The organism is Serratia sp. DD3, assembly GCF_000496755.2.
This window is the reverse complement of the sequence record NZ_AYKS02000118.1, coordinates 151369-173008: the sequence shown is the minus strand read 5'-3', so window position 1 is coordinate 173008 and position 21640 is coordinate 151369. Positions and strand designations below refer to the sequence as shown.

Annotated in this window: 21 protein-coding genes and 1 pseudogene; 17 read left to right on the top strand and 5 right to left on the bottom strand. The window is 47.4% G+C overall.

Annotated elements, in window-relative coordinates; genetic code table 11:
• Nucleotides 1-19: 19 nt before the first annotated feature.
• Both IO95_RS24550 and asnA read right to left on the bottom strand, forming a co-directional pair.
• Nucleotides 20-310, bottom strand: a pseudogene (locus tag IO95_RS24550) (zinc ribbon domain-containing protein); the annotation flags it as partial.
• Between the two features lie 4 nt (nt 311-314).
• On the bottom strand, nt 315-1307 hold the full coding sequence (gene asnA, locus IO95_RS22165) for an aspartate--ammonia ligase (protein WP_037384909.1): 993 nt from the start codon (nt 1305-1307) through the stop codon (nt 315-317).
• A 155-nt stretch (nt 1308-1462) separates the two neighbouring features.
• On the opposite strand from asnA, the gene asnC reads away from it, so the two are divergent.
• The 17 genes from asnC (at nt 1463) to IO95_RS22080 (ending at nt 18314) form a co-directional block, all read left to right on the top strand.
• Nucleotides 1463-1924, top strand: a complete 462-nt coding sequence (asnC, locus tag IO95_RS22160) for a transcriptional regulator AsnC (RefSeq protein ID WP_037384906.1) — start codon at nt 1463-1465, stop codon at nt 1922-1924.
• Between the two features lie 146 nt (nt 1925-2070).
• Nucleotides 2071-2511 (top strand): FMN-binding protein MioC, encoded by a 441-nt coding sequence (mioC, locus tag IO95_RS22155; protein ID WP_037384903.1) that lies wholly within the window; start codon nt 2071-2073, stop codon nt 2509-2511.
• Between the two features lie 381 nt (nt 2512-2892).
• Nucleotides 2893-4782 carry a tRNA uridine-5-carboxymethylaminomethyl(34) synthesis enzyme MnmG gene (gene mnmG / locus IO95_RS22150; RefSeq protein ID WP_037384900.1) on the top strand — a complete coding sequence of 630 codons (1890 nt, stop codon included), beginning with the start codon at nt 2893-2895 and terminating at the stop codon, nt 4780-4782.
• A gap of 134 nt (nt 4783-4916) precedes the next feature.
• The gene (gene rsmG, locus IO95_RS22145) at nt 4917-5540 is read left to right on the top strand and encodes a 16S rRNA (guanine(527)-N(7))-methyltransferase RsmG (protein ID WP_037385004.1); all 624 of its coding nucleotides are present in this window, start codon (nt 4917-4919) and stop codon (nt 5538-5540) included.
• Between the two features lie 120 nt (nt 5541-5660).
• Nucleotides 5661-6608, top strand: a complete 948-nt coding sequence (locus IO95_RS22140; RefSeq protein ID WP_235186757.1) for a glycosyltransferase family 9 protein — start codon at nt 5661-5663, stop codon at nt 6606-6608.
• A 634-nt stretch (nt 6609-7242) separates the two neighbouring features.
• Complete coding sequence (gene atpI / locus IO95_RS22135) at nt 7243-7626, top strand: F0F1 ATP synthase subunit I (protein WP_037384896.1); 384 nt, start codon at nt 7243-7245, stop codon at nt 7624-7626.
• A 22-nt stretch (nt 7627-7648) separates the two neighbouring features.
• Nucleotides 7649-8422, top strand: a complete 774-nt coding sequence (gene atpB / locus IO95_RS22130; protein WP_037384894.1) for a F0F1 ATP synthase subunit A — start codon at nt 7649-7651, stop codon at nt 8420-8422.
• A 51-nt stretch (nt 8423-8473) separates the two neighbouring features.
• Entirely contained in the window at nt 8474-8713 is a 240-nt protein-coding gene (atpE, locus tag IO95_RS22125) for a F0F1 ATP synthase subunit C (RefSeq protein ID WP_000429386.1), read from the top strand.
• A 58-nt stretch (nt 8714-8771) separates the two neighbouring features.
• Nucleotides 8772-9242, top strand: coding sequence for a F0F1 ATP synthase subunit B (gene atpF, locus IO95_RS22120; RefSeq protein ID WP_023488956.1), 471 nt, complete (start codon nt 8772-8774; stop codon nt 9240-9242).
• Between the two features lie 14 nt (nt 9243-9256).
• On the top strand, nt 9257-9790 hold the full coding sequence (atpH, locus tag IO95_RS22115; RefSeq protein WP_023488957.1) for a F0F1 ATP synthase subunit delta: 534 nt from the start codon (nt 9257-9259) through the stop codon (nt 9788-9790).
• 12 nt (nt 9791-9802) lie between these two features.
• Nucleotides 9803-11344 (top strand): F0F1 ATP synthase subunit alpha, encoded by a 1542-nt coding sequence (gene atpA / locus IO95_RS22110; RefSeq protein ID WP_023488958.1) that lies wholly within the window; start codon nt 9803-9805, stop codon nt 11342-11344.
• A gap of 57 nt (nt 11345-11401) precedes the next feature.
• The gene (gene atpG / locus IO95_RS22105; RefSeq protein ID WP_023488959.1) at nt 11402-12265 is read left to right on the top strand and encodes a F0F1 ATP synthase subunit gamma; all 864 of its coding nucleotides are present in this window, start codon (nt 11402-11404) and stop codon (nt 12263-12265) included.
• Between the two features lie 31 nt (nt 12266-12296).
• Nucleotides 12297-13679, top strand: a complete 1383-nt coding sequence (gene atpD, locus IO95_RS22100) for a F0F1 ATP synthase subunit beta (RefSeq protein WP_023488960.1) — start codon at nt 12297-12299, stop codon at nt 13677-13679.
• A gap of 20 nt (nt 13680-13699) precedes the next feature.
• The gene (locus IO95_RS22095) at nt 13700-14119 is read left to right on the top strand and encodes a F0F1 ATP synthase subunit epsilon (protein ID WP_023488961.1); all 420 of its coding nucleotides are present in this window, start codon (nt 13700-13702) and stop codon (nt 14117-14119) included.
• Between the two features lie 287 nt (nt 14120-14406).
• Nucleotides 14407-15777, top strand: coding sequence for a bifunctional UDP-N-acetylglucosamine diphosphorylase/glucosamine-1-phosphate N-acetyltransferase GlmU (gene glmU, locus IO95_RS22090; protein ID WP_037384881.1), 1371 nt, complete (start codon nt 14407-14409; stop codon nt 15775-15777).
• Between the two features lie 252 nt (nt 15778-16029).
• Entirely contained in the window at nt 16030-17859 is a 1830-nt protein-coding gene (gene glmS, locus IO95_RS22085) for a glutamine--fructose-6-phosphate transaminase (isomerizing) (RefSeq protein WP_023492579.1), read from the top strand.
• A 152-nt stretch (nt 17860-18011) separates the two neighbouring features.
• Nucleotides 18012-18314, top strand: coding sequence for a monooxygenase (locus IO95_RS22080; RefSeq protein ID WP_023492580.1), 303 nt, complete (start codon nt 18012-18014; stop codon nt 18312-18314).
• A gap of 99 nt (nt 18315-18413) precedes the next feature.
• Here IO95_RS22080 and IO95_RS22075 read toward each other — a convergent pair whose 3' ends face one another.
• The 3 genes from IO95_RS22075 to IO95_RS22065 all read right to left on the bottom strand — a co-directional run bounded on the left by IO95_RS22075 (nt 18414) and on the right by IO95_RS22065 (nt 21640).
• On the bottom strand, nt 18414-19751 hold the full coding sequence (locus tag IO95_RS22075; RefSeq protein WP_037384878.1) for an FKBP-type peptidyl-prolyl cis-trans isomerase N-terminal domain-containing protein: 1338 nt from the start codon (nt 19749-19751) through the stop codon (nt 18414-18416).
• A 210-nt stretch (nt 19752-19961) separates the two neighbouring features.
• Nucleotides 19962-20369 carry a hypothetical protein gene (locus IO95_RS22070; RefSeq protein ID WP_037384875.1) on the bottom strand — a complete coding sequence of 136 codons (408 nt, stop codon included), beginning with the start codon at nt 20367-20369 and terminating at the stop codon, nt 19962-19964.
• Nucleotides 20345-21640, bottom strand: coding sequence for a phosphatase PAP2/dual specificity phosphatase family protein (locus tag IO95_RS22065; protein WP_023491144.1), 1296 nt, complete (start codon nt 21638-21640; stop codon nt 20345-20347). The genes IO95_RS22070 and IO95_RS22065 overlap by 25 nt, the downstream gene beginning before the upstream one ends.

The following is a 21640-nucleotide window of genomic DNA, read 5'->3' as shown; positions in this document are numbered from 1 at the left end:
GCGAAGACCCCTACAACATTCAGACTGAAGTCTGACTCGACTCGGCGGGTTCCTGCCTCATCGAGCGGCCTAAAGCTGCCCTCTCTCCACAGACTAACGCGGCGTGCCCCGCCGCTAAAATATTACGCGCGCCGTTTATATCAGCGTTTTCTGTATATCCACATTCCATACACCTGAACTGACTTTGTGACTGGCGGTTTTCTTTCCTTGTATGACCACAGCAAGCGCATTGCTGGCTGGTGTAGGCCGGATTAATCGCCAGCACATGACCACCCCACCAGCACTGCTTGTACTCAAGCTGGCGGCGCTGATACTTATAACAACCCTTCTACAGTTTCACGCACTTCTGGCGCCCATACACCGCACTGCACCTGACCAATATGTGGCAATTGCAGTAACAGCATCACCAGACGAGATTGCCCAATACCACCACCAATGGTCTGTGGCATTTCGCCACGCAATAATGATTGGTGCCATTCCAACTTCAGACGATCCAAATCGTCAGTCAAGGTCAGTTGACGTTGCAGGGCTTCAGCATCAACCCGGATCCCCATCGACGAAAGCTCAAATGCGTCTTGCAATACTGGGTTCCACACCAAAATATCGCCATTTAACCCAGCACCATTTTCACTATCTGCCGTGGTCCAGTCATCATAATCCGGTGCTCGTACATCATGGGATTTACCATGAGAAAGCTTACCACCAATACCAATCAGGAATACCGCGCCCAATTCTTTGGCAATAGCACGCTCACGGCCTTTGGCATCCAGTTCTGGATAACGTTGCAGTAGGGTTTCGCTGTGAACAAAGTGGATCTGCTCTGGCAGGAACGGTACTAAACCATATTTCTGGCTAACCGCGAGTTCCGTATCCTTTATTGCAGCATAGATCTGCTTAACCGTCTTTTTCAGATAAGCCAGGTCACGCTCACCATCACCCATGACGCGTTCCCAGTCCCATTGATCCACATACACTGAATGAATCGGGGTCAGACGATCTTCGTCCGGACGCAGCGCTTTCATATGGGTATACAGACCCTCACCAGCACTGAAATCGTAGCTACCCAGTGTTTTACGTTTCCATTTAGCCAATGAATGCACTACTTCAAACGTAGATGCAGGCAAGCTTTTCACCTTTACTTGAACCGCTTTCTCACTACCGGAAAGGTTGTCTTGAGTGCCATCACCGAGTCGACTGAGGATTGGAGCCTGAACTTCAATCAAACCAAGCTGTTGTTCCAGTTGGTTGGAAAAGAAGGATTTCACAAAGCTGATCTGTTGCTGTTTTTGAATATACTGCTTTTTCATTACGGTATCTCTTTAATAACCTGTTTAGTTGCCAACGATTAAGCAACAGAATGATACTTGAATTCAATATCCATCAATAAATATTGCCTTTTTCTTTTTAATCGTTCATTTTTAATCCGTAATAATTCAATAATCATCAATTAAAGAGGGTTTTAATGGCAGAAATTTATCAGATCGATAATCTCGATCGCGGCATTCTGAACGCCTTAATGGAAAATGCCAGAACACCTTATGCTGAACTGGCAAAAAACTTTAGTGTTAGCCCGGGCACCATTCATGTACGGGTTGAGAAAATGAAACAGGCGGGGATCATTACCGGTACCCGAGTTGATATCGATCCTAAACAACTGGGTTATGATGTCTGCTGCTTTATCGGCATTATCTTAAAGAGTGCCAAGGATTACCCTTCAGCCCTAAAAAAACTGGAAAATCTGGAAGAGGTGGTTGAAGCCTACTATACCACTGGCCACTATAGTGTATTCATCAAGGTTATGTGTCGTTCGATAGACGCATTGCAGCAGGTCCTTATCAATAAGATCCAGACTATCGACGAGATCCAGTCAACAGAAACCCTGATCTCGCTGCAGAATCCCATTATGCGTACCATCACACCTTAGTACTGATTCTATCCACATTTATCCAAGTTGCGTCCAACCCGCCTACAGCTTGGATAAATGCTAAAACATACACATATTATCCACTGCTAGATCCCAACTAATTCACAGCGTACAATAGCTCCTCTTCAGCAAGGTTAGGATCATTCATGGCAGACATTACTCTAATCAGTGGCAGTACGCTTGGCAGTGCAGAATATGTTGCAGAACACTTAGCCGAACAGCTCGAAGCAGCGGGTTTCTCAACCGAAATATTGCATGGTCCGGAATTGGATGAACTGACGTTATCTGGCTTATGGTTGGTGATATCTTCTACTCATGGAGCCGGCGATTTACCAGAAAACCTGCAATCCCTGGTGGAACAGATTAAACAACAACAACCGGATTTATCCTTGGTGAAGTTTGGCGCCGTGGGGTTAGGTAGTTCTGAGTACGATACTTTCTGCGGGGCGATCAAACAGCTTGATGAGCTTCTGCAAGAAAATGGCGCAAAAAGGATCGGTTCACGTCTTGAGATCGACGTCACCCAACATGAGATCCCCGAAGATCCCGCCGAAAAATGGCTCAGTGATTGGATTATTTTGCTCTAATTGATTAAATAATAAGCGAACGATTGTGTATAACTAGGCTTTAAAGCAGGGGAAAACCCGTAGTTATCCCTATAATAACTTAGGTACTCGGCTAGGCCTGTGTATAACATGCCTTTTAGATCCCAGCTTATACTGACCAGGATCACCGATCATTCACAGTAAATGATCCTCTTTAATTTAATGATATAAATAGAGAATGTTGAGTTATGCACAGAAGATCGTGATCCTAATAAGAGATCTAATAAAGAGATCTTTAAATAAAAAGATCTTCTTTTTATTACCCGTCGATCCTGACCACTTGGTCGATCGTCTAAACTTGAGTAGAATCCCTCCCCCAGGACAAACAATGATTGTTCGCCAGTTCTTTTGAGGTGCTGTTCCATGTTTTATCCAGAGCAATTTGACGTCATTATTATCGGTGGTGGCCATGCTGGCACTGAAGCAGCCATGGCTGCTGCGCGTATGGGGCGTCAAACGTTATTACTGACTCACAATATCGATACGCTTGGACAAATGTCCTGTAACCCGGCGATTGGTGGTATTGGTAAAGGGCATCTGGTTAAAGAAATTGATGCACTTGGCGGCTTAATGGCGACGGCGATCGATCAGGCTGGGATCCAGTTTAGAATACTAAACGCCAGTAAAGGACCGGCTGTCAGAGCCACCCGCGCTCAGGCAGATCGTGTGCTGTATCGCCAAGCAATTCGCACAGCGTTAGAAAACCAACCTAATTTGATGGTCTTTCAACAAGCGGTTGAAGACTTGATTGTCGAAAATGATCGTGTTGTTGGTGCGGTTACCCAGATGGGATTAAAATTCCGCGCCAAAGCGGTCGTCCTGACGGTGGGAACCTTCCTTGATGGCAAGATCCATATCGGGTTGGAAAACTACAGTGGTGGCCGAGCAGGAGATCCGCCATCGATCTCTTTATCACGACGTCTGCGTGAGCTGCCGTTGCGTGTCAATCGTCTAAAAACGGGCACACCACCCCGTATTGATGCGCGAACAATTGATTTTAATCTGTTAGAACCACAGTTTGGGGATACCCCACTCCCAGTGTTCTCTTTTTTAGGGAATGCTAACCAGCATCCGCAACAGCTACCTTGCTATATCACCTATACCAATGAAAAAACGCATGAAGTGATCCGTAGCAACCTTGATCGTAGTCCAATGTATGCCGGGATCATCGAAGGGATCGGGCCACGTTATTGCCCATCGATCGAAGACAAAGTCATGCGCTTTGCTGATCGTAATGCACACCAGATCTTCCTTGAACCGGAAGGTTTAACCAGTAACGAAATTTATCCCAACGGTATTTCTACCAGTCTGCCTTTTGACGTACAGATGCAAATTGTTCGTTCAATGAAAGGAATGCAGAATGCCCGTATTGTTCGCCCTGGTTATGCTATTGAATATGACTTCTTTGATCCTCGGGACTTAAAACCAACGTTGGAAAGCAAATTTATCCAGGGGCTGTTCTTTGCTGGCCAGATAAATGGGACCACCGGTTATGAAGAAGCTGCCGCACAAGGTTTGTTGGCTGGCTTGAATGCTGCACTCCATGCTACGGAACAGGAAGGGTGGTCACCACGCCGCGATCAGGCTTATCTTGGTGTGCTGGTGGATGATCTCAGTACATTAGGCACCAAAGAACCATACCGTATGTTTACCTCGCGCGCTGAGTATCGTCTGATGCTACGTGAAGATAACGCAGATTTGCGCCTGACAGAAAAAGGCCGTGAATTGGGATTGGTTGATGATGTACGTTGGCAGCGTTACTGTGAGAAGTTGGAGCGCATTGAGCAAGAACGTCAGCGCTTGCGTAATATCCTGGTCCATCCGCATTCAGAGCATGTGGAACTGGTTAATGTTCTGTTGAAATCGCCATTATCGCGAGAAACTAACGGCGAAGAGCTTTTGCGCCGCCCAGAGGTCGATTATCGCCTATTAACCTCCGTGGCTGTTTTCGCTCCGGCACTCACTGATTTACAAGCTGCCGAACAAGTAGAAATTCAGGTTAAATACGAAGGATATATTGCCCGTCAACAAGATGAGATCGAAAAACACCAGCGTCATGAGAATACCGTATTGCCGCTGGATCTTGATTATCGCCAGGTTTCAGGTTTATCGAATGAAGTGATTGCCAAACTTAACGATCATAAACCTAACTCGATCGGTCAGGCTTCTCGTATTTCAGGCATTACCCCGGCGGCGATCTCTATTTTATTGATCTGGTTAAAAAAACAAGGGTTATTGCGGCATAGTGCCTAATACTGTTCTATGGTCGTTTCGTTTCTACTGAGAAACGGCCACTGACATCTTTGCATGTCTGAATTATTATTGATTGTCTTAAGAGGCAGTTCCTGATTGGTCTGCTGTTCTGCATCTGTCAGAGGACATTAGTGGTGCAAAAAAAACTGGATTCATTGCTTTCTGCGGCAGGAATTGCGCTTCCCGATCAGCAAAAAAGCCAATTACTGGCTTATGTCGATATGCTCGACAAGTGGAATAAAGCTTACAATCTCACTTCAGTCCGTGATCCACAACAAATGCTGGTTCGCCATATCATGGATAGCATCGTGGTTAATTCCCATCTGACCGGTTCACGCTTTATCGATGTAGGTACTGGCCCTGGTTTGCCTGGTATTCCGTTGGCTATTGTACGGCCTGATGCGCATTTCACTCTGCTTGATAGCTTGGGCAAGCGTGTCCGTTTCTTACGCCAGGTGCAGCATGAACTGGGTCTGAAAAATATCGAGCCAGTACAAAGCCGTGTGGAGGAGTTCATTGCGGATCCGACATTTGATGGTGTAATCAGCCGTGCTTTTGCGTCATTACAAGATATGCTGGTTTGGTGTCACCACTTGCCAACACCAGGCCAAGGGCGTTTCTATGCATTGAAGGGAGTCTATCCCGAAAATGAACTGGCACCATTGCCAGCGGGCGTTTCTTTGGAGTCTGTGGTCCGTCTGCAGGTGCCAGAGTTGGCGGGGGAACGCCATTTAGTTGTACTATCAACCATTGAATAAATATTGGCATCGTTTAAAAGAGATATGCTGCTTGTTTTATAAAGGGATTCATTAATGAAAATATTACTGATCAGGCGAGAAAATATCGGTGACCTGATTTTGACCACCCCGCTTATCTCGATGCTAGCAAAAGATCACCAAGTTGATGTGTTGGTTAACTCTTATAACATGTCAGTACTCGATGGTAATCCTAATGTCGCCAACATTTATTACTACACCAAGTCGCACCATGAACGATCGCTCAAGGCTAAAATGGGTGCCTTTATGCATCGTTTGCAGACCACCTATCGTATCCGTCGAGCTGGTTATGATGCCGCTATCGTTGCTGGGCAGTGGAACAAACGGGCGGTGATGTGGGCAAAACTCTCTGGTGCTAAACGAATTATTACCATTGGTGACGATGCGCCTGATATTGTCACCGACAAAATTCCGTATGTACAAGGGACAAGTCATCATATCGTAGAAGAGTTATCGCTCCTGGCAAAACCGCTCGGTTGTTATCAAACCCCGGGGAAAGCAGAACTGTATGTAACAGCAGATGAGATAAAAAAAGCGGAAGAAAAAGTATCTAAAAATGACAAGATACCGCTATATGGTCTGCAGATCAGTTCTAGAAAAATCAATCAGAGATGGTCAGTTAACCATTTTATTGAACTTGCTCACCGATTAGCCGAGCGTGAACCCTGTAAAATCATGCTTTTTTGGTCCCCTGGTTCGAGTAATAATCCGACTCACCCTGGTGATGATGAAAAAGCAGATTTAGTGGTAGAGGGCTGCCGTGACATAGATTTGATCCCTTACAGAACCAACAACCTTCGTGAATTGATGGCAGGTATGGCTTTATGTGATCAAATTGTCACCAGTGATGGCGGCGCATTACATATCGCTGTGGGGGTAGGTAAACCGGTCGTTGCGTTGTTTGCAGGTCATGACTCCTCATTTTGGGGCCCTTGGCAAGTACCATCACGGGTTCTGGAGTCAATGGATAATGATGTGAAGAGCTTATCTGTCGACAGTGTCTATGATAAATTCGTGGATTTGAGAACTGATATTATTAAATTTCAATAAGTTGTAATTTTTTTGAAGGTAACTGCTGTCAGATAGTATGCGGTTTTTGATAAACCTATCTGGTCACACCTTTAACGACGTGTTTATGTTATTTGCCTGACCCCATTGTTACTCAAATGGTAATTGTTACTCAAATGGTAAACAGTGGGCAGCAACTTGAATTAACCTGGTTATAAATGTCAGTAAAATGTTTTTGCATGGTATTACGATTGTTTTTTAAAAGTTTACTTACAATACTTTGATTTGTAATCTTTTTTATAGCTCGATTAGCTAAAGACAATGGGCGTTAAATTGGATTATAAATTAGCGCTAAAATTTACTGTGATAGACAGCACATTTACTGATGCAATAGCCTAGTAACTAGGCCAGTAAGTGTGATAGAGCAAAGGGCGGTTTCTATTGAAATGTGTCTCAAAGGGGAAAATTTAAATAATTGTTCACCTTTTTGCTACTTATTGATTGAATTCGTTGGAGTGGCCCGTATAATTTGCACGGTTTTTGCTACTTGACTCATAGCATTGAAGGCTGTTTCATTACCCATGTTCATGCAAGTTGCAACTAGACGGCAATGACGCGGGTTTTACAGGAATATGCCACTCAGTTTACCCTTCGGGGTACGGAGAGAACAAACGTCATGTCTGTGTTCCTTTACAATGGAAGAGTAGCACGCAAATTGCTGTTTCTGCAGTTAATGACTTTTGTTCTGATCAGCATGGGTTTCGGGTTGAAAAGCCTGGAATGGGGTGTTTCAGCATTGGCCGGAGGCCTTGCTGCCTGGTTACCCAATGCTATGTTTATGCTGTTTGCCTTGCGCCATCAGGTGCAGACACCAGCACCTGGTCGGGTTGCTTGGTCGTTTGCTATTGGTGAGGGGTTGAAGGTCGTGATCACCATCATTTTGTTGATTGTGGCACTTGGGGTGTTCAAAGTGGCATTTATGCCGTTAGCCCTGACCTATTTAGCGGTGTTAGTGGTGCAGATAGTGGCACCTGCCGTGATTAACAGTTACCGAAATTAACTATACAAAGGGTAGAGGCATCATGTCTGCAGAAGTCTTAACTCCGCAGGAGTATATCAGTCACCACCTGACGCATCTTCAGGTCGGGACGGGTTTTTGGTCGATTAATGTCGACTCGATGTTTTTCTCTGTTGTCCTCGGGGTTGTTTTCTTGGCGATTTTCCGCAAAGTGGCTAAACATGCTACCAGTGGTGTCCCGGGTAAGTTGCAAACTGCGGTTGAGATGATCGTCGGTTTTGTCGATAACAACGTCAAGGATATGTACCACGGTAAGAGCAAGGTGATTGCACCGTTAGCGTTGACAGTATTTATCTGGGTATTTTTGATGAACCTGATGGATCTGCTTCCGGTCGATTTTCTGCCGCACATTGCGACAATGGCAGGCCTTCCTGCACTGCGTGTTGTGCCTACGGCAGATGTCAATATCACCTTATCGATGGCACTGGCCGTATTTATCCTGATTCTGTTCTATAGCATCAAAATGAAAGGTATTGGTGGATTCGCTAAAGAGTTGACCATGCAGCCATTCAACCATCCGGTGTTTATACCTATCAACCTGATCCTTGAAGGTGTCAGCCTGCTGTCCAAGCCTGTTTCTCTCGGGTTGCGACTGTTTGGCAACATGTATGCGGGTGAGTTGATCTTCATCCTTATTGCTGGTCTGTTGCCGTGGTGGTCACAGTGGGTTCTGAGCTTGCCTTGGGCAATCTTCCACATTCTGATCATTACGCTTCAAGCCTTTATTTTCATGGTTCTGACGATTGTCTATCTGTCGATGGCGTCTGAAGAGCACTGATTTTCTTAAAACACTTGCACTTTTATAAACTGAAATAAACTGGAGACTGTCATGGAAAACCTGAATATGGATCTGCTGTACATGGCTGCCGCTGTGATGATGGGTTTAGCGGCAATCGGTGCTGCGATCGGTATCGGCATCCTGGGGGGTAAATTCTTGGAAGGTGCTGCACGTCAGCCTGACTTGATCCCTTTACTGCGTACACAGTTCTTTATCGTTATGGGCTTGGTTGACGCCATCCCGATGATTGCTGTGGGTCTGGGTCTATACGTAATGTTTGCTGTTGCGTAAGCAGAGTTCACTCGCTGCGAAGAAACCACATTTTAAACTTTTATAGAGGCATTGTGCTGTGAATCTTAATGCTACAATCCTCGGCCAGGCTATCGCGTTCATCCTGTTTGTCTGGTTCTGCATGAAGTATGTATGGCCGCCAATTATGGCTGCCATCGAGAAGCGTCAGAAAGAAATTGCTGATGGCCTCGCTTCTGCAGAGCGTGGCAAAAAAGATTTGGACTTAGCGCAAGCCCATGCGACCGAGCAGTTGAAAACTGCCAAAGCGGAAGCCCAGAAAATCATTGAGCAGGCAAACAAACGCAAAGCTCAGATCGTGGACGACGCCAAAGCGGAAGCCGAGCTGGAACGCAACAAAATCGTGGCGCAGGCCCAGGCTGAGATCGATGCCGAACGTAAGCGCGCTCGTGAAGAGTTGCGTAAGCAGGTGGCGATGTTGGCCATTGCAGGCGCCGAGAAAATAATCGAACGTTCCGTGGATGAAGCTGCTAACAGCGACATCGTTGATAAACTGGTCGCTGAACTGTAAGGAGGGAGGGGCTGATGTCTGAATTTATTACTGTAGCTCGCCCCTACGCCAAAGCAGCTTTTGACTTTGCCGTTGAGAACCAAAGCATAGAACGCTGGCAGAAAATGCTGACGTTTGCTGCTGCTGTTACTGGTAATGAACAGATGGCAGAACTGCTTTCCGGTGATATCGCACCCGATACGCTATCTAAAACATTTATAGCGGTTTGTGGTGACGAGTTCGATGAGCATGGCCAGAACTTTATCCGTGTAATGGCCGAAAATAGGCGTTTACAGGTTCTTCCTGCGGTACTGCAACAGTTTATTGCATTACGTGCCACACTGGAATCAACCGTCGAAGTCGACGTGCTCTCTGCGAGCGCACTGAACGATGAACAGCAGGCCAAGATTGCCGCTGCGATGGAAAAACGTTTATCACGCAAAGTTAAGCTGAATTGCAAAATTGACAAGTCTGTACTGGCCGGTGTCATTATCCGTGCCGGTGATATGGTGATTGATGGCAGCGTTCGCGGTCGTCTTGAACGCCTGGCAGACGTCTTGCAGTCTTAAGGGGACTGGAGCATGCAACTGAATTCCACCGAAATCAGCGAACTGATCAAGCAGCGCATTGCTCAGTTTAATGTAGTGAGCGAAGCTCACAATGAAGGTACTATCGTTTCCGTCAGTGACGGGATCATCCGTGTACACGGTTTGGCCGAAGTTATGCAGGGCGAAATGATCGCACTGCCGGGTAACCGTTATGCCATTGCATTGAACCTGGAGCGCGACTCTGTGGGTGCGGTGGTCATGGGGCCATACACGGATCTGGCCGAAGGCATGAAAGTAAAATGTACCGGTCGTATCCTGGAAGTGCCAGTAGGTCGTGGTTTGCTGGGGCGTGTAGTTAACACCCTGGGCGAACCTATTGATGGTAAAGGCCCGGTTGATAATGATGGCTTCTCTCCCGTTGAAACCATTGCCCCTGGCGTTATCGAACGTCAGTCGGTTGATCAGCCGGTACAGACTGGTTATAAATCAGTCGATGCCATGATTCCAATTGGTCGCGGTCAGCGTGAGTTGGTGATCGGTGACCGTCAAACCGGTAAAACTGCACTGGCTATTGATGCCATCATCAACCAGCGCGATTCTGGTATCAAATGTGTTTACGTGGCGATTGGTCAGAAAGCATCTACCATTTCTAACGTGGTACGCAAACTGGAAGAGCACGGTGCACTGGCTAACACCATTGTGGTGGTTGCTACGGCATCTGAATCAGCCGCATTGCAATATTTGGCGCCGTATGCCGGTTGTGCAATGGGTGAGTATTTCCGTGACCGTGGTGAAGATGCACTGATTGTTTATGATGATTTGTCTAAACAAGCTGTTGCTTACCGCCAGATTTCCTTGTTGCTTCGTCGTCCACCTGGTCGTGAAGCATACCCTGGTGATGTTTTCTACCTCCACTCCCGTTTGTTGGAGCGTGCAGCTCGTGTTAATGCGGAATACGTTGAAGCTTTCACCAAAGGTGAAGTTAAAGGGAAAACCGGTTCACTGACTGCGCTGCCTATTATTGAAACTCAGGCGGGTGACGTTTCTGCATTCGTTCCGACTAACGTAATTTCGATTACCGATGGTCAGATCTTCCTGGAATCCAACCTGTTTAACTCCGGTATTCGTCCGGCAGTTAACCCGGGGATCTCAGTATCCCGTGTGGGTGGTGCAGCACAGACCAAGATCATTAAAAAACTGTCCGGTGGTATTCGTACCGCACTGGCACAGTATCGTGAACTGGCTGCGTTCTCTCAGTTTGCTTCCGATCTGGACGACGCAACACGCAAACAACTCAGCCATGGCCAGAAAGTTACTGAGTTGCTGAAGCAGAAACAGTATGCGCCAATGTCTGTTGCCCAGCAGTCTCTGGTGTTGTTTGCTGCCGAGCGTGGCTACCTGAACGATGTTGAAGTCGCGAAAGTTGTGAGCTTCGAAGAGGCTCTGGTTGCTTATGCTGATCGTGAGCATGCCGAACTACTGAACCACATCAACCAAACTGGTGCTTATAACGACGAAATCGAAGGAAAGCTGAAAGGCATCCTCGATACCTTTAAAGCAACCCAGTCCTGGTAACGCGTAGCAACCTGTCGTTGAATGATGGCAGGTTGCTGGCAATGAGGAGAATCAGAGATGGCCGGCGCAAAAGAGATACGTAGTAAGATCGGCAGCGTGCAAAACACGCAGAAGATCACCAAAGCGATGGAGATGGTCGCCGCCTCCAAAATGCGTAAATCGCAGGATCGCATGGCGGCCAGCCGTCCTTATGCAGAGACCATGCGTGCGGTGATTGGTCACCTGGCGTTAGGGAATCTGGAATATAAACACCCGTACCTGGATGAGCGTGATGTTAAGCGCGTAGGGTATCTGGTGGTGTCAACTGACCGTGGTTTGTGCGGCGGCTTGAATATTAACCTGTTCAAGAAGCTGCTGACAGAAATGAAAGGCTGGTCTGAAAAAGGCGTCGAAGCTGATTTGGCGTTAGTTGGCTCCAAAGCCACTTCTTTCTTCGGTTCTGTGGGCGGTAAGGTGGTTGCCCAGGTCACTGGCATGGGGGATAACCCGACATTGTCAGATTTGATCGGTCCAGTGAAAGTGATGCTGCAAGCCTACGACGAAGGTCGTTTAGACAAGCTGTATATTGTCAGCAACAAATTTGTTAATACGATGTCTCAGGAACCTCAAATTGTTCAACTACTCCCGTTACCGCCTTGCGAAGACGATGAGTTGAAGCGGAAATCCTGGGATTACCTGTATGAACCCGATCCTAAGGTGCTGCTTGATACGTTGCTGCGCCGCTATGTGGAATCACAGGTTTATCAGGGTGTCGTGGAAAACCTGGCCAGTGAGCAGGCCGCCCGAATGGTTGCAATGAAAGCCGCAACGGATAACGGCGGTAGCCTGATCAAAGAGCTGCAGTTGGTATACAACAAGGCGCGTCAGGCCAGCATCACTCAGGAACTCACCGAAATCGTTTCGGGAGCCTCCGCGGTTTAACCAGGTTTACGAATTACGTAGAGGATTCAAGATGGCTACTGGAAAGATTATCCAGGTAATCGGCGCCGTAGTGGACGTCGAATTCCCTCAGGATGCCGTACCAAAAGTGTACGATGCTCTTGAGGTTGAAAACGGTACCGAGAAACTGGTGCTGGAAGTTCAACAACAATTGGGTGGTGGTGTCGTCCGTTGTATCGCCATGGGAACCTCTGATGGTTTACGCCGTGGCCTTCAGGTCACTGACCTGCAACACCCGATTGAAGTCCCGGTAGGTAAAGCTACTTTGGGCCGTATCATGAACGTGTTAGGTCAGCCTATCGATATGAAGGGTGACATTGGTGAAGAAGAGCGTTGGGCTATCCATCGCCCGGCACCTAGCTACGAAGAGTTGTCCAACTCTCAGGAACTGCTGGAAACCGGTATCAAGGTTATGGACCTGATCTGCCCATTTGCTAAAGGCGGGAAAGTAGGTCTGTTCGGTGGTGCGGGTGTGGGTAAAACCGTAAACATGATGGAGCTGATTCGTAACATCGCCATCGAACACTCTGGTTATTCGGTGTTTGCGGGCGTGGGTGAACGTACTCGTGAGGGTAACGACTTCTACCACGAAATGACCGACTCCAACGTACTGGATAAAGTTTCTCTGGTTTACGGCCAGATGAACGAGCCACCAGGTAACCGTCTGCGCGTTGCGCTGACCGGGTTGACCATGGCGGAGAAGTTCCGTGATGAAGGCCGTGACGTACTGCTGTTCGTCGATAACATTTATCGTTATACCCTGGCCGGTACCGAAGTGTCTGCACTTCTGGGCCGTATGCCATCGGCGGTAGGTTATCAGCCAACACTGGCGGAAGAGATGGGTGTTCTGCAAGAACGTATCACCTCTACCAAGACCGGTTCTATCACTTCCGTACAGGCGGTTTACGTTCCTGCGGATGACTTGACTGACCCATCACCAGCCACCACGTTTGCTCACTTGGATGCGACTGTGGTACTGAGCCGTAACATTGCTTCTCTGGGTATCTACCCGGCTGTTGATCCGCTGGATTCTACCAGCCGTCAGCTTGATCCTTTGGTAGTAGGCCAAGAGCATTACGATGTTGCGCGTGGCGTGCAGTCTATATTGCAACGCTATCAGGAACTGAAAGATATTATCGCCATTCTGGGGATGGACGAGCTGTCAGAAGATGACAAGCTGGTGGTATCCCGTGCGCGTAAAATCCAACGTTTCCTTTCTCAGCCGTTCTTCGTGGCAGAAGTCTTCACCGGTTCACCGGGCAAGTTCGTATCGCTGAAAGATACCATTCGTGGTTTCAAAGGCATTATGGCTGGTGACTACGACCACCTGCCGGAGCAGGCGTTCTACATGGTTGGCACCATTGAAGAAGCAGTGGAAAAAGCCAAGAAACTGTAATGCCTTGAGAGGAGGTTGATATGGCTATGACTTACCATCTGGATGTGGTCAGTGCGGAAAGAGAGATGTTTTCCGGGCTGGTACAGAAAATCCAGGTGACTGGTAGCGAAGGTGAGCTGGGGATTTACCCTGGTCATGCGCCGCTGCTGACTGCCATCAAGCCTGGTATGGTGCGTATTGTTAAACAGTTCGGTGAAGAAGAGTTTATCTACTTATCTGGCGGTATCCTTGAGGTACAGCCAAGTATGGTCACCGTGCTGGTAGACACAGCCATCCGTGGATCGGATCTTGACGAAGCGAGAGCGCTGGAAGCTAAGCGCAGAGCTGAAGAGCACATCCGTACTTCTCATGGTGATGTCGACTATGCTCAGGCCTCCGCTGAACTGGCGAAAGCGATTGCAAAATTGCGTGTTATCGAGCTCACCAGAAAAGCGATGTAATGGTGTACACCACATCCAGAAATCAGAAAGCGGCCTTTATGGTCGCTTTTTTTTTGTATTAAAATAAGCGGCTCAATCAGGCTGATATTGCTATCTATCGCTACTTACAGAGGAATAAAAACGTCTCTGATCGCCGACAGTTTTTTCGTTGTAAAATAGGTTTGGTTTAATTAGCGTCAGGTCAGAGGCCTTCTGACAGCGTTCAGATTTTTGTAGAGAAATATGTAGTAATTCCGCCAGTAAACGGTTTTACTTTTGTCCATCGAAATGGAGTTATCAGGTTACTTATGTCTAACAGCGCAATGAGCGTGGTTATCCTTGCCGCAGGCAAAGGAACACGCATGTATTCTGACCTTCCCAAAGTATTACATCCGTTGGCGGGTAAACCTATGGTGCAGCATGTTATTGATGCTGCCATGAAGTTGGGCGCAAAAAACGTCCATCTGGTTTATGGCCACGGTGGTGAATTGCTGAAAAGCACCTTAAAAAACGATGCACTAAATTGGGTGTTACAAGCAGAACAGTTAGGAACTGGCCATGCCATGCAGCAAGCGGCACCGCATTTTGCTGATGATGAAGATGTGTTGATGTTGTATGGCGATGTACCGCTGATTGCAGTGGAAACCTTGACGCGCCTGTTGGCAGCCAAACCTCAAGGGGGGATTGGATTGCTGACCGTGAAGCTTGAGGATCCTAGCGGATATGGCCGTATCATGCGTGAAAATGGTGAAGTCGTTGGTATTGTTGAACATAAAGATGCCAGCGAACAACAACGTCAGATTAATGAAATTAACACCGGGATTCTGGTGGCTAGCGGTGGTGATCTTAAGCGCTGGTTGGGTATGTTGAATAACAACAATGCTCAGGGTGAGTTCTATATCACCGATATCATCGCTTTGGCGCATGCTGAGGGCAACAAAATTGAAGCGGTGCACCCTGCCCGCCTGAGTGAAGTAGAAGGGGTGAATAACCGTTTGCAATTGTCACAATTGGAACGTGTCTATCAAGCTGAGCAAGCGGAAAAACTGTTGCTGGCGGGTGTAATGCTGTTGGATCCCGCGCGTTTTGATCTGCGTGGTGAGTTGGAGCATGGCCGTGATATTACCATTGATACCAATGTGATTATTGAAGGTAAGGTCAAACTGGGTAATCGGGTAAAAATTGGTAGTGGTTGTGTGCTGAAAAACTGTGTTATCGATGATGATTGTGAAATCAGCCCTTACAGTGTGTTGGAAGATGCTGAGCTTAAAGCGGCTTGCACGGTTGGCCCATTTGCTCGACTGCGCCCAGGTGCACAATTGGCTGAAGGTGCTCATGTTGGCAACTTTGTGGAAATAAAAAAAGCACGCTTGGGTAAAGGTTCTAAAGCGGGTCATTTGAGCTATTTGGGCGATGCCGAAATCGGTGATGATGTGAATATTGGCGCCGGAACGATTACCTGTAATTACGACGGGGCTAACAAGCATAAAACTATCATTGGTGATGGTGTTTTTGTCGGGTCGGATACTCAACTGGTTGCGCCGGTTTGTGTGGGTAAAAGAGCCACTATTGCTGCAGGTACTACGGTTACTCGTGATATCGCCGATGATGAACTGGTCCTCAGCCGTGTCAAACAGGTGCATATTCAAGGGTGGCAACGCCCGGTGAAGAAAAAGTAATTTACCATTATTTTTCTGGCTACCTCGCGCCTGAATGCCAACCTTATATTGTTAGCATTCAGGCGAGTGTGACTGAGTGGATAAATCAGTACCGATTAACCAGTGTGTTTTGTATTGGGCTCTTCTACAGAGGTCAGTACAAAACATAATAACCCCACCATCTACAGGCTCGGGGCGCACGGTAAAAAACCGGCAAAATCAGGTCAAGGCATCGCAAGTGCCCTGAAAGGCACTTAATCAGGAATACAAAATATGTGTGGAATTGTAGGTGCAGTAGCGCAGCGCGATATAGCAGAAATTCTGTTAGAAGGTTTACGTCGTTTGGAATACCGTGGATATGACTCTGCTGGCTTGGCGGTAGTGGATAGCGAAGGTCATGTCAGCCGTTTGCGTCGTGTCGGCAAAGTACAAAAACTGGCGGAAGCAGCAAACCAACATCCTCTGCATGGGGGAACCGGTATTGCTCACACCCGTTGGGCTACCCACGGTGAACCATCAGAAGCGAATGCGCATCCTCATGTATCAGATTACATCACCGTAGTGCATAACGGCATTATTGAAAACCACGAACCGTTGCGTGAATTATTGATTGAGCGTGGTTACCATTTCAGCTCTGAAACCGATACTGAAGTGATTACTCACTTGGTTCATTGGGAGCAGAAACTGGGTGGGACACTATGTGAAGTGGTTCAGCGGGTGATCCCACAGTTGCGTGGTGCTTATGGCATGGTGGTGATGGATAGCCGTGACCCCAGCGAGTTGATTGCTGCCCGTTCTGGTAGCCCATTGGTCATTGGCCTTGGTGTTGGCGAGAACTTTATTGCTTCCGACCAACTGGCATTGCTACCGGTAACCCGCCGTTTTATCTTCCTGGAAGAGGGAGATGTAGTGGCTGTGACTCGCCGTACTGTCACTATTTTTGATAAACAAGGTGATGAAATTAAGCGCCCGGAGATTGAATCTCAGGTGCAATACGATGCCGGTGACAAAGGCATATATCGTCATTACATGCAGAAAGAGATTTTTGAGCAGCCAATGGCATTGAAAAACACCCTGGAAGGGCGTTTTAGCCATGGGCAGATCAATCTGAGTGAATTAGGGCCAAAGAGTGATGAATTGCTGGCAAAAGTACAGCATGTACAGATTATTGCCTGTGGCACTTCTTATCATTCGGGTATGGTAGCGCGTTATTGGTTCGAGTCGCTGGCCGGTGTCTCTTGCGATGTAGAGATCGCCTCCGAATTCCGCTACCGCAAATCTGCGGTGCGCCCAGGTAGCTTACTGATTACCCTGTCCCAATCCGGTGAAACCGCTGATACATTGGCGGCTCTACGCCTGTCTAAAGAACTGGGATATCTGGGTTCTTTGGCGGTGTGTAATGTGGCAGGTTCTTCTCTGGTTCGTGAATCCGATCTGGCGCTGATGACGAAAGCAGGCGTTGAAATCGGTGTGGCATCCACCAAAGCCTTTACCACCCAGCTTGCGGTGTTGTTGATGCTGGTGGCGCGTATTGGCCATCTGAAGGGGATGCCAGAGAGCGTAGAGCATGAGATTGTGCATGGTTTGCAAGCGTTGCCTGCGCGTATAGAACAGATGCTGTCGCTGGACAAAAAAATTGAGGCATTGGCAGAAGGTTTCTCTGACAAAAATCACGCCCTGTTTTTAGGCCGTGGTGATCAATACCCGATCGCCATGGAGGGTGCGCTTAAGCTGAAAGAGATCTCCTATATTCATGCGGAAGCCTATGCTGCCGGTGAACTGAAGCACGGTCCATTAGCGTTGATCGATGCGGATATGCCTGTGATTGTGGTGGCGCCAAACAATGAATTGCTGGAAAAACTCAAATCCAACATTGAAGAGGTCCGTGCGCGTGGCGGTCAGCTTTATGTGTTCGCCGATCAGGATGCCGGTTTTGTCAGTAGTGAAGGCATGACCATTATCCCATTGCCTCATGTTGAAGAAATTGTCGCGCCAATCTTCTACACGGTTCCGCTACAACTGTTGTCCTATCATGTGGCATTGATTAAAGGTACAGATGTGGATCAGCCGCGCAACCTGGCGAAATCGGTTACTGTTGAGTAATCATTTTAGTTGCAGGATGACCATAAAGTTGTGAACTGAATAAATCCGGTTATGCCCCAAAGGCAAACCGGATTTTTTTATGATTAAGCTCAAGTGATGTTTATCAGAACGCATTATTCTTCACTGATAATGCAATGAAAAAGGAGTTTTTTATGAGCTACATACTGCAAGTTGATTTTCCCTACCATGGCCCTTGGGGGCAGGAAATGGCGCAAGCGATGGAGGGGTTAGCCCACTCTATTGCCGAAGAACCGGGGTTGATTTGGAAGATCTGGACTGAAAACCAGGCCACCCAAGAAGCGGGTGGCATCTACTTGTTCGCCAATATTTCCAGTGCTGAGGCCTATCTGGCGATGCATAGCGAGCGGCTTCGCAATTTTGGTATTCCCCAGGTTAATGGAAAGATATTTGCCATTAACCAAGCTTTGACGCAGATCGATCGTGCTCCAATTTGAATAACAGTTGCGTGAACTTGAAGATTAAAACGTAGGGATCGCGCAGAATCTGGTAATCACTAACCCCAGCAGTTCGAATAACTGCTGGGGGATAAATCGCTATTGCGGTTTATTTACATCAATAACAGAAATAGTGTAGATAACCACAAACTCAGGTTTTTTAGATCCATCCGGAACTTTTATCGCTGAAGGTGGGATCGCGACCTGAATCTCTCCCCCTTTACGAATAAGTTTCACGCTATCACGCAGCAGTGGCGGTATATTATCTACTTTAAATACTTGGTACGAGTTATCAACTTTAGGGCCATCAACCACAGTGCCATCAATCAAGGTACCTTTAAAACTTAACTCAACAACATCGGTACTTTGCAGTGCTGGACCGCTCCCTTTATTGATTATCAAGTAAAGCAACCCTTGTTTGTTTTTCTTGACCCCTTCACGCTGTGCAAATTGCTCCATCCAGGTTTTATCTGCAGCAATTCTTTTATTATTTTTATCTTCTGCTAAGACGTTTATCTGCTCGTCAAGAATGAGTAACGTGTCGCGTACTTCTTTCTCACTCATTTTTTCCTGATTGTTGAAGGCATCAGCGACACCCGCTAACATTATATTTTTATCAAGCGTTATATGGAGTTCTTTTTGTTGAGCAATTTGCGCTTCAATATAGTGCCCTAATGCGATACCACTGGCATAAGCACGTTTTTGCTCTTCGCTATCTAATTTAAATTCTTTTGCTACTGTTGGCGTAGTCGTCACGGCCTCTTTTTTTTCTGCTGTCGCAATATTCTCAGACACGGATGTACTTTCTGCTGTTGCCGAACTCGCGCTAGTTGCAGCGGCTTCACCCGCTTGTATCTCTTTTTTATCCAACTCTTTTGGTTGCTCAGTTATGGATGGAAAGGCGGGTGATGGCTTTGCCGCAGGCGCTACATCGGGTGTTTTGGTGTCTTCTGTTGTTTCTGCTGTCGTTGTTTCGGTTGCTGTTGTTTCGGTTGGAACAGCCACTGTCTCTTTTTGTTGTGGCGTAGTTATATTTTCTGGTGAAGTTATATTTTTCGGCGTAGTGATATTTTCTGGCGTGGTCGTACTTTCTGGTGTCGCCGCATTCACATTAGTTGAAGTCGCCAGGTTCTCTTTTACCTCTTGTTTTGTCTCTTTTTCATCTGTCTCTTTTTCATTCGACATTTTAGGCTGTTCAGTTAGGCTTGGGCCTGTTGACGTGGGGGTGGCTGCGGGTTCTGCCTCTGCTGCTTTAGTGTTGTTTGTTGTTTGTGCAGAGGGAGCTCCGTCTGTCGATGCTGGCAGCGTTGCTGATGGTACTGAGGGAGGTGTTTGTACTGTGGTTGCCGGATCTTCTGCGTTGGCGGTGAGTACATAACCTGACATAATCAGCGAACTCGCAAACAGCACCTTTTGGGTCGTGAGACGAAAAGACATAGGAATACCTTTGGCTTGTCTAAATGAGTAATGATTAACAGAATAGCGGGTGAAAATTTTTTATAAAAGCACCGGGTAAAAATTAATCTTTGTTATCACAGAGAAACGTTAGGCAACAGCCGATTATTTAAGGCCTGTAGTTGTCTGTTGTTGCCTATGGTTAATAGATTCACCCAGCAATGCTTACAGGGTTCACTACTTAGCCAACGTTCAGTAGAGAATCAAAGCGAACAACCAGAGAACCCACAATAACGCCGTGATTAACATGGTGCGCTTGAGTTGGCATAACGCACCATGTTGACGTTGCGGGAATGTCAGTTGGGTTAACCGTTGCCGTTGCCAAATCAATGCCAGCGCTTTCCCGGCTTGTTGATTCTGCGCCTCGTTGAACTGTGTTAAATAACCGACATCCAACCATAGGCGCCAGCAGCCATAAATACATACACCACTCAGCAACGACACCCCTGCCCGCATCAATCCGGGTGATGCAGCAAAAATAACCCATAGTAATGGTGGTACCACCATCAACAGCAAAAAACGCCAGCTCAGCAGAGTTCGTTCAAGCAACACGGTGGTTAGTTGTTCGGTTGCTGTTATTTCCTGATGTTCATTCGCCATTGTTCTAACAGCTCCAGATGTTGAGCGTTTAAGACTACCTGCGGCCGCTTCTGCCGAATATAGGCGACGGCTTCCATTACCGTGAGTGACGGTTGTTTATAGAGTAGCCAGGCGGCTGCCACTAAAGCACTGCGTGACAAGCCTAATGCACAATGGATAAGCACGCTACCTTGTGTACGCTGCAACTGTTCCAGCATGAGAACCGCCTCACGGAGTTGGCTCGCTTGCGGGTTGACCAAATCCAACATCGGTACACAATAATAGGCGACTCCGGTTATGTTGCGCGCTCGGGGAAACTCACTGGTAACATCCAACACTGCCCGTTGTAATGGCTGGTTACGGGGGTAAGAGCCCAGGAACACCTCATCCGTGAGCGGGCTAACCGCAGGCAAACGGCGGGTGTAATAGCGTAGAGAAATAAACATCCCCAACCGCCAGGGCATCAGTAACCAGTAGGCGGCAGGGGTGAGTTTTCCTTGTTCATTTTTTTGCAACACGGTGACGCCAAACCCGGCATATCCCAGCGTGACAATCATCAACGCTATGGCTGGCCACCACAGCCACGGCAGATAAAAACTTGCTGCTATGGCTATGAGTGAACCGAACAAATAGCGTCTGGTTAATTTCCAGCGGCGGCTATCTGGGCGCTGCCAACGCCATTGCCCCTGTTCTGGTACCAGCCAGTCAATCACCATACCCGCGATCAACCCAGTGATAACGTCGATGAAATGGTGCTGCCAAGTCGTCACAACGGAGAGTGCGATAAGCAGAAACCATGCGGTAAAAATCCGGTGCCCGTGGCCGCCAAGGTGGCGGCTGAAGTGGCGCCAGAGTAACCAGCAAAAAATAATATGCAGAGAAGGTGATTGATTATAGGGTAAATCAAATTGCTCCAATTGTTCGAACAACCAACCGGCAGCACCAGAAATTGGCGGTCTGGTGAAGGAAAATTTCAGCGGAAAGAGTAAAAAACCGATACAGGCCACCAGAGGGGCTAATGCTAACCGGTAGACCAAGCGTCGCTGTTCACTGAGTGTTGTACAGATAAATAGCGACAACCCGTAGAATATATCAAGGCTCCAATAGGGAATTATGGTCAGCGGAATAAAGGGAATATGCTTCTCCCAGTCAAACACCAGGCTGCCCACATCACCCCTGCCAGCGGTAAACTGGTTTACCTGACCATAGGTGAGGAAAAAAAGGGGGGCCAGCAACAGCAGCCAGCCTATCCCGTGAATAATAATAGTACGGCGAGTTACAGAACTGCTCAT